Raw genomic sequence first — 12,746 nt, forward strand, 5'->3', positions numbered from 1 at the left:
ACTTCGGGCCGACTACTGGGCAGTGGAGCGCGGCCGGTCACCCCGGCGGTGACCGGCCGGACGCTCGCCTGACCATGGCCTGAACGGAGAACCACCGCATGTCCGCTGCCCGCGCCCTCGTCCGATCCCTCGCCGCGTTGAGCGCGGGGCTGCTCGCGCTGACCGGCTGCGGTGGTTCGGGTACCGCCACGTCGTCGTCCTCCGGTACGGCCGCGCCGTCGAAGGGCGGTCCCACCGTGGTGGCCACCACCACCTGGGAGGCGGCGCTGGCCAGGGCGGCCGGGGCCAGCGACATCAAGTACATCGTGCCAGCGTCGATCCGCCACGCGCCGGACTACGACCTCAAGCCGTCCGACCTGGCGGCGGTCGCCGGGGCCGACTACGTGCTGTACGCCTCGTTCGAGCCGTTCGCGGCGCGGATCAAGGATGCCGCGGGCTCCAAGGCGAAGCTGGTCGAACTCAACCTGGACAACGATCCCGCCACGACCTCGGCCGATGTCACCAAGCTGGGCGGGCTGTTCGGCACCCAGCGGGACGCGCAGAGGTGGAACACCGACTTCGACGCGCACTGGAAGTCGTGGGCCCAGCAGGTGAGGGCGGCCTGGCCCGGCGGCAAGCCCCCGGTGGTCGTCACCCAGACGTACACCACCTGGGCGGCGAAGCTCGCCGGGGCGCGCCTGGTGGGCAGCTACGGCCCCAACCAGGTCACCCCCGCCCAGCTCGCCCAGTTGTCCGCCAGGAAGCCGCAGTTCGTGCTGGACAACGAGAACATGTCCACCGGAACGGTGCTGCCCGGCTCCGGCGCCAGGCAGTTGGACATCGTCAACTACCCCGGGCAGGACCTGGACTTGACCGCCGTCTACCGCAACGCCGCGGACCAGATGGCGAAGGCGTTCGCGGGCTCCTGACCGAACGGGCCCGGATGCGCTCCCCACCCTGCCGGGGCGCGGGGCCGGGATGGCACGATGTCGGACATGACCACCGGGCCTGTGGCACGCGCCGTCCGCGCCGCGATGTTCGCGGCCGTCTGCGTGGTCACCACGGCCCTGGGCCACGCGCTGATGTCCTCGGACACCGTGCCCTGGTGGGCGCTCCTGGCCGCCTTCTGCGGAACCAGCGCGGCGGCCTGGTGTCTGGCCGCCCGGGAGTGCGGAGCGCTGGTGGTCACCGGTGCCACGGTGGTGGCACAGCTCGGGCTGCACTCGCTGTTCAGCCTGGCACAGGCGTCCACGGACACGGGCGGTTCGGTCGAACGGCAGTGGGCGGCCCGCCTGTTGTGCGACGCGACGGGAACGTCGCGCGCCCAACTGTCGCAGACGGCGGCCGTGGAGCTACTGCGGCGGGCCGGGCTCAGCTCGGCCGTCGCCCACCAGCCGCCGCCCGCCGCCATGCGGTCCATGCCCGGAATGGACATGTCGGGCATGGACATGGGGCACATGCGCGCCGCCTCCGGTGCCATGGGTCAGATGCCGATGGCGCACTCCGGCCATGGGGCGCTGGCTATGTTCCTGGCCCACCTGTTGGCCGCGGTGGTGTGCGGTCTGTGGTTGTGGCGCGGTGAGACCGCCGCGTTCCGGATCGGCCGCGGTCTCGCGGCGGTCCTGTTCACCCCGCTGCTGCTGGTTCTGACCACGCTGGGTTGGAACGGCGGCCCTCGGCCCGCGCGCGGCGCGACGGCCATGGCACCCGAGCGGTGTCCGAGCGGGGTGCTGTTGCGGTACGCCGTCTCCCGGCGGGGTCCGCCGGGGCTTCAGCTCCGCGGCTGAACCGCTCGTCCCGGTACCGCCTCGGCGCGGTGATCGGTGACGGGCGGAGTACCGGCGTGCCCACGCGCCCTGACGGCGACGTGGTGTGTGCGTCGGCTCTTGCCCCCGCGGTCCTCGTGCGCGCCCCTCGGTAACGGCGTGCCAGGAGTGCCGTGTTCCAACGGGGACGCGCCATTGCCCTGGTCCGGCCCCGTCGTCACCGAAGGACACTTTGCGATGATTCCTGCCCAGATCGAACCGGCCCGCCGAGCGCGGACCGCCACGGACGACGAACAGGTGACCGGTTGGGCGCTGGCCGCGCGGGGTGGCGACCTCGAAGCGGTGGAACGCTTCGTACGGGCCACCCATCGGGACGTCTGGCGGTTCGTCGCCCACCTCAGCGGCGATGTGCACGGTGCGGACGATCTGACCCAGGAGACCTATCTACGGGCGTTGACCAGCCTGCCGAGGTTCGCCGGGCGGTCGTGTGCCCGCACCTGGCTGCTGTCGATCGCCCGGCGGGTGGTCATCGACCGCTACCGTTCGGCCGCCGCCCGCCCCCGTACCGTCGACGCCGCGGACTGGCAGGCCGCGGCGGAACGGGCGCAGCCGTGTTGCCTGCCGGGATTCGATGAGGGGGTCGCGCTGCACGAACTGCTGGAGGGGCTCGACGCGGTCCGTCGGGAGGCGTTCGTGCTCACCCAGCTGGTCGGCCTGCCGTACGCGGACGCGGCGGCGGTGGTCGGCTGCCCGGTGGGCACGGTGCGGTCGCGGGTGGCCCGTGCCCGCCAGGATCTGGCCGCCTGGCTCACGGCCGCCGAGCACGGCGCGGTCACCGCGGCCTAGCGCGGGGCGTGCCCGCCGTCGCGGCGGGGGCACGCCCTACCCCGGGATGCGGAGGAACTCCGCCGGGACGTGGTCGACCAGCCACACCCCGTTGGCGCTGCGCCGGAACTCGAATCCGGCGCGGTGCATCGCGCCCGCGTCGACCGACAGCACCACCGGCTTGCCGCGCCGGGCGCCGACCCGGGTCGCCGTCTCACGGTCCGCCGACAGGTGCACCGCGTGGCGGCCCATCGGCAGCAGCCCCTCGGCTCGGATCGCGGCGACGTACCGACCGACCGTGCCGTGGTAGAGGTACGCGGGCGGCTGCACGACCGGCAGTGCGAGGTCGACCTCGACGGTGTGGCCCTGGTTGGCCCGGATCCGGTCGCCGTCGATGGCGTAGCGCCGCTTGTCGTTGGACGCGACGACGTGCTCCAACTCCTGGCGAGTGAACGGGAATCCATGGGCGGTGGCCGCGGTGATCAGCGTGTCGATGCCCACCCAGCCGTTCGGGTCGAGCGTGATCCCGATCCGTTCCGGTTGGTGCCGTAGGTGCTTCGCCAGGTACTTCGAGATGCGTACGGTTCGTCTGTCGTCCATCGTGTTCCGACGATATCCCCGGGCCCCGCCACCGTGCGTCACTCCAGGCCGAGGGGATCGACCGAGGCGGGCGTCAGCAGGCCGCGGAGGGTCTGGTAGTAGGCGTAGGCGGACCAGGCGAACGGCACGTAGCCGAGGTAGCCGGGCATCGGCATCCGGAACAGGTGGACGTGGGACAGGAACGCCGGGAGCCGGTAGACCCAGTGCGCCCCCACCGTCCAGTAGTTCCACATCTCCCAGAAGAACCCGCACATCAGGCCGCCGAGGGCCAGCGCCAGCAGCGGCTGCCAGCGGCCTCGGGCGAGTTGGCCCCACAGGCTGGGAAAGCCCAGCCGGGTGTTGACCGGGTCCAGGACGAGCAGCGGGCACAGCCAGATCAGGAAGAACAACTGCCGGGGGAAGACCAGCACCGCGGTGAGCAGCAGCACGCCGAACACGCTGACACCGTAGAGCAGTGCGGGAGTGCGCCTCAGCGGCCGCCAGCGGCCGGGGCGGTCCACCAACCGTGTGGAGCGCAGCAGTTCGGCGGACTCGAACAGGGCGGGCAGCGCGGTGCTGAAGCAGAGCGAGTACAGCAGGACGCGCACCGGCTCGCTGTGCGGGATGGGCTCGACGTAGTACCAGTTGTGCAGGGCGGTGTTGAACCACTCGTGCATCCACCAGAACGGCACCGAGTAGCCGAACAGCAAGCAGAACTGTGCGGCGCTCCGGGTCAGGATCGAGGTACCGGTGCGCAGTCTGACCACGCCGTCGACGGTGAGGGCGTAGCCCAGCCACAGGCCGAAGAAGAAGATCTCGGTCCAGGCGTTGACCACCGTCCAGAACAGCGCCCAGCACCCGGCCACCAGCACCAGACCGACGACCAGCTGGACCGGCAACCCCACGTCGACCCGGCCCGGAGTGCCTCCTTCGGTCCTCATCACCGCGCCTCTCGTTCCCGGGCGATACCCGACCACTGCCCACAGTGACGACTGTCGCACCTAATGCGAGCATCGCGCAGTCCACCCGTATCGTCCACTTCCGCGCGGGCACGCCGAGGGGAATGATCGGTATCGAAGGGATTTCTCTGACACCAGCGACACCACGAGGGGGGCCAGGAGGCCGGAGCCATGACACGCCACGAGACGGAGTGGAGCACCCACGTGTACGTCGTCGAAGAGGGCGACACCACCAGGGCCAGGGCGACCCTGGACACCACGACCGCCCAGTTCACCGGCGACGGTGAGGCCCGCAAGAACCCACGGGACCCGCAGGTGCACGAGATCGGCGACGAACTGGCGGCGGGGCGGGCACTCGCCGACCTGTCCCGCAAGCTGCTGCGCGAGGCGGCGCAGGAGATAGACGAGAACGAGGACATGGAGCCCCGGGAGACCGAACCCGCCCCGGCCAGGCTGTGGCAGTGATCCGGCTCCCGGGCGCCCGCTACATGTTGATCATGTGACCGGCCAGCCCGTGCACCGCCTCCTTCACGGCCTCGCCCAGGGTCGGGTGGGCGTGCACATTGCGGGCCACCTCGTGGACGGTCAGATCCCACTGCTGGGCCAGGGTCAACTCGGGGAGCAGCTCGGTGACTTCGGGGCCGATCAGATGGGCGCCGAGCAGTTCGCCGTGGCGTGCGTCGCTGAGGATCTTGACGAATCCGGCCGGGTCGCCCAGGCCGTGGGCCTTGCCGTTCGCGGTGAAGGGGAACTTCTGCACCTGGACGTCGAAGCCGCGCTCCCGGGCCTGCGCCTCGGTCCAGCCGAAGCTGGCGATCTGCGGCTGGCAGTAGGTGGCGCGCGGAATCATCACGTAGTCGAGTTCCATCGTCTCCGCGTCCGCGATGGTCTCCGCGGCGACGATGCCCATCGCCTCGGCGGCGTGCGCCAGCATCAGGTTGGCGGTGACATCGCCGATGGCGAAGATGTGCGGCACGCTGGTGCGGCAGCGGCCGTCCACGTCGATGGCGCCGCGCTCGGTCAGCCGCACACCGGTGTTCTCCAGGCCGTAGCCGGTGACCCGCGGCTGGAACCCGATCGCCTGCAGCACCTTGTCGGTCTCCAGCACCTGGCGCTGGCCGCCGGTGGAGACGTGCACCAGCACCCGCTCCCCCGAGTCGTCGATCGACTCGACCCGGGTCGAGGTGAGCACGTTCACACCCAACTTGCGGTAGCGGCGGGCGAGTTCGGCCGAGACCTCCTCGTCCTCCAGCGGCACGACCCGGTCCAGGAACTCCACCAGCGTCACCTGCACCCCGTAGTTGTGCAGTACGTACGCGAACTCCACGCCGATGGCACCGGCGCCCGCGATGACGATGCTGCGCGGCAGTTCGGCGCTGAGGATCTGCTCCTCGTACGTCACCACGCGCTCGCTGAGCGAGGTGCCGGGCAGCAGCTTGGTGGTCGCGCCTGAGGCGATGATGCAGTGGTCGAAACCGACGGTGTGGGTGGCGCCGTCCGCGGTCCTGACGCTCAGTGTGTTGGCGTCGGTGAACGTACCGGTGCCGGTGTACTCGGTGATGTCGTTCTTCTTCATCAGGTAGTGGACGCCCTTGACCCGTCCGTCCGCCACCCGTCGGCTACGGGCGTACGCCTCGCCGTAGTCGAAGCTGACCTTGCCGTCCACCCGGATGCCGAAGGTCTTGGCCTCCTGGGTGAAGAGGTGGGCCAACTCGGCGTTGCGCAGCAGCGCCTTCGAGGGGATGCACCCCACGTTGAGGCAGACCCCGCCCCAGTAGCGCTCCTCCACCACTGCCACGGTGAGCCCGAGCTGGGCGCAGCGAACCGCCGCGGTGTATCCGCCGGGACCGGCACCCAGTACGACGACGTCGAAGTGTCCACTCATGACGCCACGATAGGCCGCGCGCCGCCCGCGCAGACACCGCCACACGACGTTGTGCGGACGATCACGCGCCGTCGGGCGTCGGTCTGTTGGCGTAGTCCAGCGCGACGCACGGCCGCCGGGTGGTGATGCTGAACGGGTATCGAGTACACAGCACGTGTTGGGAGGATCACGTGATGCGTCAACGTGCCGCCGTCGCCTGCCGTTGGACCAGCCGCTCACTGCTCGCCAGCAGCTTCCTCGTGGGCGGGATCAGCGCGCTGCGCAACCCCGGGCACCTACCGCAGGCCGTGGAACGTCTGGGGGTGCCACGTGGGCGGATGGCCACCAACGCGACCGCGTCGGCGATGCTCGCGGGGGCGGTGGCGTTGGCCACCGGGGCGGCCCCGGTGGCGGCCACCGTCGTCCTCGGTATCTGCCTGACCGGTGCCACGGCGGCCGTCCACCCGTTCTGGACCGAGGACGACGAGGGCCGGCGCGCCGCCCACCGCAACGCGTTCTTGACCAACGTCAGTCTGTTGGGCGCGCTCGGCGTCACCGCCGTGGACGCCCTCCAGCACCGCAGACGCCCAGGGTCCAGCTCCCGGAGTTCTCCCTAGCCGTACTCAGAGCGCTGCGCCCCTCGCTCGGCGGTCGGCCTTCCGGGGGCCGCCGCCGGGAGGAGGGAAAGGCTCCTAGCCGCACTCCAGAGCGGAGCGGCCTCGCTCGGCGGCAGCCATCTGGGACACGATCGAGGTCGTGTGGCTGCCCTCCCGGAAGCTGCTGTCCGCCAGCACCTTGCGCAGGAACTCGGAGGTGGTGCACACCCCCGGGCCGTCGACCACCATCTCGCCGAGCGCCCGGTCCATCCGCACCAGCGCCCGCTCCCGGTCGGGGGCCCAGACGACGACCTTCGCCAGCAGCGAGTCGTAGTCGGCGGGCACCCGCCAGCCGGTGAAGGCATGCGAGTCCACCCTGGTGAACGGACCACCTGGCGGGCGGTAGTCGGTCAACGTACCGGCGGTGGGCGCGAAGTCGCGCTCGGGATCCTCGGTGTTGACCCGGCACTCGATGGCGGCGCCGTTGCGGCTCACGTCCTGCTGGGTGAGCGAGAGCGGAAGCCCCGCGGCCACCTTGATCTGCTCCTGCACCAGATCGATGCCGGTGACCTGCTCGGTGACCGGATGCTCCACCTGTATACGGCAGTTGATCTCCATGAAGGTGAAGCGGCCGTCGTCGTCCACCAGGAACTCGAAGGTCCCGGCGCCGGTGTAGCCGAGTGCGCGTACACCCTGCACCGCCATCTCGTTCATGCGCTCGGTGAGTTCGGCGGGCAGGTTGGGTGCCGGGGTCTCCTCCAGCAGCTTCTGGTGGCGCCGTTGCACCGAGCAGTCGCGCTCGCCCAGATGGATCGCGTTGCTCCGGCCGTCGGCGATGACCTGCACCTCGACATGGCGTGCGGTCGCTATGTACCGCTCCAGATAGACCCGTCCGTCGCCGAACAGCGCCACCGCGTCAGCATGCGTCTTGCGGTACGCGGGGACCAGGTCGTCGGGGTCATGGACGACGGTCATGCCCCGGCCGCCGCCCCCGGCCACCGCCTTGATGATCAGCGGGAACCCGATGTCCTCCGCGACCCGTTGGGCGGTGGCCTCGTCCAGCACCGCGCCGTCGCTGCCGGGCAGGGTCGGCAGTCCGGCGCGCGCCATCATGCGGCGCGCCTCCGCCTTGTCCCCCAACTGCCGCATCAGCCCGGCCGGCGGCCCGATGAAGGTCACCCCGTACGCCGTGCAGATCTCCGCGAAGTCCGGGTCCTCGGAGAGGAACCCGTACCCGGGGTGGATCGCGTCGGCGCCCACCCGCAGGGCGGCGGACATCACCGCCGCCGGGTTGAGGTAGCTTCGGCGCGCCGGGGCCGGGCCGATCTGTACGGCGTCGTCGGCCAGCCGCAGCGCCTCGGACTCGCGGTCCGCGGTGGAGTGCACCACCACGCTGCGGATGCCCAACTCCCGGCAGGCACGCACCACCCGCACGGCTATCTCACCACGGTTGGCGATCAATACGGTCCTGAACATGGTGCTCCCTCCGCAGGCGGCGGGCCGCCTTGTCGTGCCGTGTGCTTGGTAGCCGCGTCCGTCACGTCGGTGCGGCGGGCGTCACTCGGACTCGTCGACCGGTTCCAGCGCGATCAGGGGCTGGCCGTACTCCACCGGTTGGCCGTCGTCTACCAGCACGGCGACCACCCGGCCGGAGCGTTCGGCCTGGACGGGGTTCATCAGCTTCATGGCCTCCACGATGCCGATGTCCTGCCCCTGTTCCACCAGGTCACCGACGCTGACGAAGGGCGGTGCACCGGGTTCCGGGGCGTGGTAGAAGTTGCCGACCATCGGCGCGGTGACGTGGTGGTGCTGATCGCCGCCGGTTTCGCCGGGCGCGGCCGGTTCCTCCGCCGCGGCCGTTGGGCGGGCGGGCGCCGCGAGGGCCTCGCTGGGCGCGGGGCGGTCCTGCGGCCACTCCAGCTCCACCAGCGCCTCGCCGTACTGGATACGGACCCGCCTCAAAGGGGCTTGCACCATCGTGGCCAGCCGGGACGCGGTCTCCGCCAGCCGCTCGACCGAATGGGCGGGGCCGTTCCTGGCCAGCCCCTCCGGGCCGTAGCCAGCCTTGCCCAACCCGTCGTGGCCGCTGTGGCGTGCTTCGAGCCGTGGCACGGAATCTGTCATGACCATCCTTCCTCAGAGATCATCCGGCTGGGGCTCCGATGCCCCGGAACCGCTGCCTGCGGTCCCGGATGAGTTGTTCGCCGCCCTTGCCCGACAGTTCGTCCAGGCAGTGTGAGACGGCCCGCCGCAGTAGGTCGGCGGCCTGTGCGTGGTCGGTGTGGGCGCCACCTTCCGGCTCCGGTACCACTCCGTCCACGAGCTGGTGTTCCATCAGTGACCGGGCGTCGAGGCGCAGCGCCTCCGCGGCGGCCGGGGCGGCTCCGCGGTCGTGCCACAGGATCGCCGCGCAGCCTTCCGGGCTGATCACCGAGTAGAGGGCGTTCTCGCAGATCAGCACCCGGTCGGCGACCGAGAGGGCGAGCGCTCCGCCGCTGCCGCCCTCGCCGGTGACCACCGCGACCAGCGGCACCGGCAGCGAGGCCATCAGCCGCAGGTTCTCGGCGATCGCCACCGCCTGGCCGTTCTCCTCGGCCTCGATGCCGGGATGGGCGCCCGGGGTGTCGATCAACGCCAGCACCGGAAGCCCGAGTTTGGCGGCGAGCCGCATCACCCGGGCGGCCTTGCGGTAGCCGTCCGGTGTGGCCATGCCGAAGGAGTGGTCGGCCAACTCCTTCGTGCTGTGGCCCTTCTGGTTGCCGACGATGGCGACGGGTCGGCCGTCGAGGGTTCCGAGGCCGCAGATGATCGCCCGGGAGTCGCCGCTCAGCCGGTCGCCGTGCAGTTCGAAGAAGCCGTCGCCGTCCAGGATGTGGCTGAGGTAGTCCCGGGTGGTGGGCCGATCGATGTTCCGGGCCATCTGAACGACGTCCCATGCCTCGCGCCGGGTCAGTCGCGCGGGATCGGTGACGATCAGCGGCTCGCCATCCACCGCCGGGATCTCGCCGCCACGACCACTGTACGAACGCAGCAGGGTTGCCAGCACCTCGCGCTGCCGTGAGCGGGGCACCACGGCGTCGACAAGGCCGTGGGCGAGCAGGAACTCCGCGGTCTGAAAGCCGTCCGGCAGCTTCTGGCGGATGGTCTGCTCGATCACCCGTGGCCCGGCGAAGCCGAGCCTGGCGCCCGGTTCGGCGATCACGATGTCGGTGAGCGTGGCGAAGGATGCCGCGACACCGCCGTAGGTGGGGTCGGTGATCAGGCTGACGGTCAGGATCCCGGCCTCGTCCAGGGCGGCGAGTGCCTGCGCGGTCTTGGCCATCTGGAGCAGGGAGTACACGCCCTCCTGCATCCGCGCCCCGCCGGAGGCAGTGACCAGAACCAGCGGAATCCGGTGTTCCAGTGCGTGTTCGGCCGCCGCGGTGATCGCCTCGCCCTCGGCGCTGCCCATGCTGCCGCCCATGAACCGGAAGTCCATCGCCGCCACCACTACCGGGCAGCCGTCGATCCGGCCCTGCCCGACGAGTACGGCCGAGGGGATGCCGATCTGTTCCCTGGCCTGTTCCAGGCGCTGCGCGTAGGGCTTTGAGTCGGTGAAGCCCAGCGGGTCGTCCGTGGTACGCCCCGGCCGTACGCAGCGAGCGTCTTCCCGGCCCAGCAGCCACTCCAGGCGCTCGGCGGCGGTCAGCGGCGCGTGCCAGCCGCAGTCCGGGCAGGTGTTGGCCGAACGGGCGAAGCGGCGGCCGTACAGGATGGTTCGGCACTGGCCGCAGCTCGTCCAGTCAACTCCCGTGGGGGCCGGGGGTTGTTGGGTGGTGGTGGCTTTCGGTTCGGTAGGGAGCATCGCGATCTCCGGGGTTGCGGCCCGCGGTCGATCCGCGGGCCGGCGGACGCGATCGGCGACCTGGGACGTCGCCGATCGGCTTGGCGAGCGAGCGTGCGCCGTGCCACTCCCGGTACGGGGGGCTCGGCCCACCACGACCGCTGTCCTGGATATCGTTGTCATCGATCATGATGCGTCGGGCCCCGGTGTGCGGCAACCGGAGTACCCCGGGCGTGTCCCACCGGAGCACGTCGCACGGTTGTGCGCATGCGGCACCCGGCAACCTGCCGTAGTGTGACGGGAGATATGGCGCCTGAAACGGTGCCAGGGGCGGCGTTTCCCCTGGCCCGGCCGGGGCCGCACCGTGTCGACGTATCCACCCCCCTTCCTGACACGCCCTTCGGGTGTCCATCGCGGACGCCGCGAAGCACCCCCGCGACCAGGCGGACCAGCACACCAGTCCGCGCCGCCAGCCCGGAGGCATCCCATGAGCAGCCAGCCGACGGACCCGCCCGCAGCACGCTTCTGGAACGTGGAGGATGTGCCGGGCCTCGACTTCGACCCGTTCATGGAGCAGGCGCTGGCGCAGGACACGCTGGGCCGGGTCCGGCTGCCGCACGGCGAGGGAGAGGCCTGGCTGGCGGCGAAGTACGAGGACGTCAAGTTCGCCACCTGCGATCCCCGGCTGAGCAGGCAGGCCCTGGTCGGACGGGACGTCACCCGGTTGGCCCCGCACTTCATCCCACTGGACGACGCGGTGGGGTTCGCCGATCCACCGGAGCACACCAGGCTGCGCAAGACGGTGTCGAAGGTGTTCACCACCCGGCGCATCGCCCAACTGCGCCCGCGCGCCGAGGAGATCGCGAACCGGCTGCTGGACGGGATGGAGCGCTCCGGGCCGCCCGCCGATCTGATGGAGCACCTGAACACGCCCTTCTCGCTCGCCGGAATGAGCGAGCTGATGGGCGTGCCCGAGGAGGACTGGCCGAAGATGGCCGACTGGACCCGCGAGGTGATCTCCGCGGGCATCGGGCGGGACATCAGTGAACGGGCCAAGAAGGAGATCGGCGAGTACTTCGACGCCCTGGCCACCAAGCGGCGTGAGTCCCCCAGGGACGACCTGCTCAGCCATATGGCGAAGGCCGAGCGCGAGGGCGAGCTGAGCCGCGGGGAACTGGTCGCCTTCGCCGTGCTGATGCAGATCAGCGGGATGAACTCGGTGCGGTTCAACAGCGCCAACATGGTCTACCTGCTGCTCACCCATCCGGAGCAGCACGCCCGGCTGCGCGGTGAGCCGGAGTTGCTGCCGCAGGCCATCGAGGAACTGCTGCGCTTCATCCCGCACCGCAACGCGGTGGGCATGGCCCGGGTGGCGACCGAGGACATCCAACACGGCAGGGTGACGATCCGCCGCGGTGAGCCGGTGTACGCCTCGTACCTGGCGGCCAACCGGGACCCGGAGCGGTTCGCCGACCCGCACACGCTCGACTTCGACCGCGACTTCAATCCGCACCTGGCGTTCGGCAACGGCCCGCACTACTGCGTGGGGGCGTCGCTGGCCCGGATGGAGTCCGAGGTGATGCTCCGCGCGCTGCTGGACCGCTTGCCCGGTCTGCGGCTCGCGGTCCCCCCGGAAGAGATCCGGTGGCGGCGCGGTGAGCTGATCCGCGGCCCACAGGCGCTTCCGGTGACCTGGTGAGGTTTCCGTCCCGCGACCCGCTGAAGTGAAGTGAGGACACGATGAGCACGCTCACACTGAACGCGTTGGAGGGGTTGGTGGTGCCGCCGGGCGAGGGCCGGACGCTGGTGACGACCGCGCAGGAGGTCACCTTCAAGGTCACCGGTGAACGCAGCATGGCTGGCTCGCTGTTCGAGGTCGTCATTCCCCCGGGGTTCGACGTGGGTGCCCATGTGCACGCCAAGAGCGAGGAGTTGTTCTACGTGGTCGAAGGCGAGCTTGATCTGCTGGCCTTCGAGCCCAAGGTGCGCACCCGGGACAGCTGGCGGACCTGGGAGTCCGCATCCGGCATGCGGCCGGTGCGGGCCACCCCGGGAACGGTGGCCCATGTGCCGCCGGGGTGCCCGCACGCGTTCGCCAATCCGACGGACAAGGAGGCCCGGATGCTGTTCCAGGCCTCGCCGCCGCCCGCGCACGAACGCTACTTCGAGGAACTGCTGGAGATCCTGTCGTGCGACGGTCCACCGGACATGGCGGCCATCGCGGAACTGCGCGCCACCTACGACATCCACCAGCTGACGCCGCTGCGGACCCGGCACGGTTGAGCTTCGGAGAGGGTGGGGCAGGAAGTGCGGCCCGCGGCGCAACCGTTCAGGCGCCCGGGCCGTCTTACTCCT

General features: G+C 70.8%; 13 protein-coding genes. 7 read left to right on the plus strand and 6 right to left on the minus strand.

What is annotated here, in order from left to right; all coding sequences use genetic code 11:
• The first annotated feature begins 98 nt into the window (after nt 1-98).
• The 3 genes from O5O46_RS19985 (at nt 99) to O5O46_RS19995 (ending at nt 2,591) form a co-directional block, all read left to right on the plus strand.
• A complete protein-coding gene (locus tag O5O46_RS19985; RefSeq protein WP_269856866.1) occupies nt 99-908 on the plus strand; it encodes an ABC transporter substrate-binding protein in 810 nt (269 codons plus the stop codon).
• A gap of 66 nt (nt 909-974) precedes the next feature.
• Nucleotides 975-1,766, plus strand: coding sequence for a PE-PGRS family protein (locus O5O46_RS19990; protein WP_269856867.1), 792 nt, complete (start codon nt 975-977; stop codon nt 1,764-1,766).
• Between the two features lie 216 nt (nt 1,767-1,982).
• Nucleotides 1,983-2,591, plus strand: a complete 609-nt coding sequence (locus O5O46_RS19995; RefSeq protein WP_269856868.1) for a sigma-70 family RNA polymerase sigma factor — start codon at nt 1,983-1,985, stop codon at nt 2,589-2,591.
• A 36-nt stretch (nt 2,592-2,627) separates the two neighbouring features.
• Here O5O46_RS19995 and O5O46_RS20000 read toward each other — a convergent pair whose 3' ends face one another.
• Together O5O46_RS20000 and O5O46_RS20005 are read right to left on the minus strand one after the other, a co-directional pair.
• A complete protein-coding gene (locus tag O5O46_RS20000; protein WP_269856869.1) occupies nt 2,628-3,170 on the minus strand; it encodes an RNA 2'-phosphotransferase in 543 nt (180 codons plus the stop codon).
• Nucleotides 3,171-3,208: 38 nt separating this feature from the next.
• Nucleotides 3,209-4,090, minus strand: a complete 882-nt coding sequence (locus O5O46_RS20005; RefSeq protein ID WP_269856870.1) for a hypothetical protein — start codon at nt 4,088-4,090, stop codon at nt 3,209-3,211.
• Nucleotides 4,091-4,279: 189 nt separating this feature from the next.
• Between O5O46_RS20005 and O5O46_RS20010 the strand changes: the two genes are divergently transcribed.
• On the plus strand, nt 4,280-4,573 hold the full coding sequence (locus O5O46_RS20010; protein ID WP_269856871.1) for a dsRBD fold-containing protein: 294 nt from the start codon (nt 4,280-4,282) through the stop codon (nt 4,571-4,573).
• A gap of 19 nt (nt 4,574-4,592) precedes the next feature.
• Here the strand turns inward: O5O46_RS20010 and lpdA are convergent, their stop codons facing one another.
• The gene (gene lpdA / locus O5O46_RS20015) at nt 4,593-5,993 is read right to left on the minus strand and encodes a dihydrolipoyl dehydrogenase (protein WP_269856872.1); all 1,401 of its coding nucleotides are present in this window, start codon (nt 5,991-5,993) and stop codon (nt 4,593-4,595) included.
• Nucleotides 5,994-6,166: 173 nt separating this feature from the next.
• On the opposite strand from lpdA, the gene O5O46_RS20020 reads away from it, so the two are divergent.
• Complete coding sequence (locus O5O46_RS20020; protein WP_269856873.1) at nt 6,167-6,589, plus strand: hypothetical protein; 423 nt, start codon at nt 6,167-6,169, stop codon at nt 6,587-6,589.
• 75 nt (nt 6,590-6,664) lie between these two features.
• On the opposite strand, the gene O5O46_RS20025 is transcribed toward O5O46_RS20020, so the two are convergent.
• From O5O46_RS20025 to accD, 3 genes are all read right to left on the minus strand, one after another.
• Nucleotides 6,665-8,044: an acetyl-CoA carboxylase biotin carboxylase subunit gene (locus O5O46_RS20025; protein WP_269856874.1), complete on the minus strand. Its 1,380-nt coding sequence runs from the start codon at nt 8,042-8,044 to the stop codon at nt 6,665-6,667.
• Nucleotides 8,045-8,125: 81 nt separating this feature from the next.
• Nucleotides 8,126-8,692 carry an acetyl-CoA carboxylase biotin carboxyl carrier protein gene (gene accB / locus O5O46_RS20030; RefSeq protein ID WP_269856875.1) on the minus strand — a complete coding sequence of 189 codons (567 nt, stop codon included), beginning with the start codon at nt 8,690-8,692 and terminating at the stop codon, nt 8,126-8,128.
• Nucleotides 8,693-8,711: 19 nt separating this feature from the next.
• Nucleotides 8,712-10,412: an acetyl-CoA carboxylase, carboxyltransferase subunit beta gene (accD, locus tag O5O46_RS20035; RefSeq protein ID WP_269856876.1), complete on the minus strand. Its 1,701-nt coding sequence runs from the start codon at nt 10,410-10,412 to the stop codon at nt 8,712-8,714.
• Between the two features lie 466 nt (nt 10,413-10,878).
• Here accD and O5O46_RS20040 point away from each other — a divergent pair, with 466 nt between their 5' ends.
• Nucleotides 10,879-12,090 (plus strand): cytochrome P450, encoded by a 1,212-nt coding sequence (locus O5O46_RS20040; protein ID WP_269856877.1) that lies wholly within the window; start codon nt 10,879-10,881, stop codon nt 12,088-12,090.
• A gap of 41 nt (nt 12,091-12,131) precedes the next feature.
• Entirely contained in the window at nt 12,132-12,674 is a 543-nt protein-coding gene (locus O5O46_RS20045) for a cupin domain-containing protein (RefSeq protein WP_269856878.1), read from the plus strand.
• The last annotated feature ends 72 nt before the right edge of the window (nt 12,675-12,746 follow it).

This window comes from Streptomyces sp. RPT161, assembly GCF_027533845.1.
GTDB lineage: Bacteria > Actinomycetota > Actinomycetes > Streptomycetales > Streptomycetaceae > Streptantibioticus_A > Streptantibioticus_A silvisoli_A.

Coding starts and splice junctions, on each gene's coding strand:
- O5O46_RS20020 (WP_269856873.1), top strand. CDS start 6,167: ATGCGTCAACGTGCCGCCGTCGCCTGCCGTTGGACCAGCCGCTCACTG.
- O5O46_RS19985 (WP_269856866.1), top strand. CDS start 99: ATGTCCGCTGCCCGCGCCCTCGTCCGATCCCTCGCCGCGTTGAGCGCG.
- O5O46_RS20000 (WP_269856869.1), bottom strand. CDS start 3,170: ATGGACGACAGACGAACCGTACGCATCTCGAAGTACCTGGCGAAGCAC.
- O5O46_RS20040 (WP_269856877.1), top strand. CDS start 10,879: ATGAGCAGCCAGCCGACGGACCCGCCCGCAGCACGCTTCTGGAACGTG.
- O5O46_RS20005 (WP_269856870.1), bottom strand. CDS start 4,090: ATGAGGACCGAAGGAGGCACTCCGGGCCGGGTCGACGTGGGGTTGCCG.
- O5O46_RS19995 (WP_269856868.1), top strand. CDS start 1,983: ATGATTCCTGCCCAGATCGAACCGGCCCGCCGAGCGCGGACCGCCACG.
- lpdA (WP_269856872.1), bottom strand. CDS start 5,993: ATGAGTGGACACTTCGACGTCGTCGTACTGGGTGCCGGTCCCGGCGGA.
- O5O46_RS20010 (WP_269856871.1), top strand. CDS start 4,280: ATGACACGCCACGAGACGGAGTGGAGCACCCACGTGTACGTCGTCGAA.
- O5O46_RS20025 (WP_269856874.1), bottom strand. CDS start 8,044: ATGTTCAGGACCGTATTGATCGCCAACCGTGGTGAGATAGCCGTGCGG.
- O5O46_RS20045 (WP_269856878.1), top strand. CDS start 12,132: ATGAGCACGCTCACACTGAACGCGTTGGAGGGGTTGGTGGTGCCGCCG.
- accD (WP_269856876.1), bottom strand. CDS start 10,412: ATGCTCCCTACCGAACCGAAAGCCACCACCACCCAACAACCCCCGGCC.
- accB (WP_269856875.1), bottom strand. CDS start 8,692: ATGACAGATTCCGTGCCACGGCTCGAAGCACGCCACAGCGGCCACGAC.
- O5O46_RS19990 (WP_269856867.1), top strand. CDS start 975: ATGACCACCGGGCCTGTGGCACGCGCCGTCCGCGCCGCGATGTTCGCG.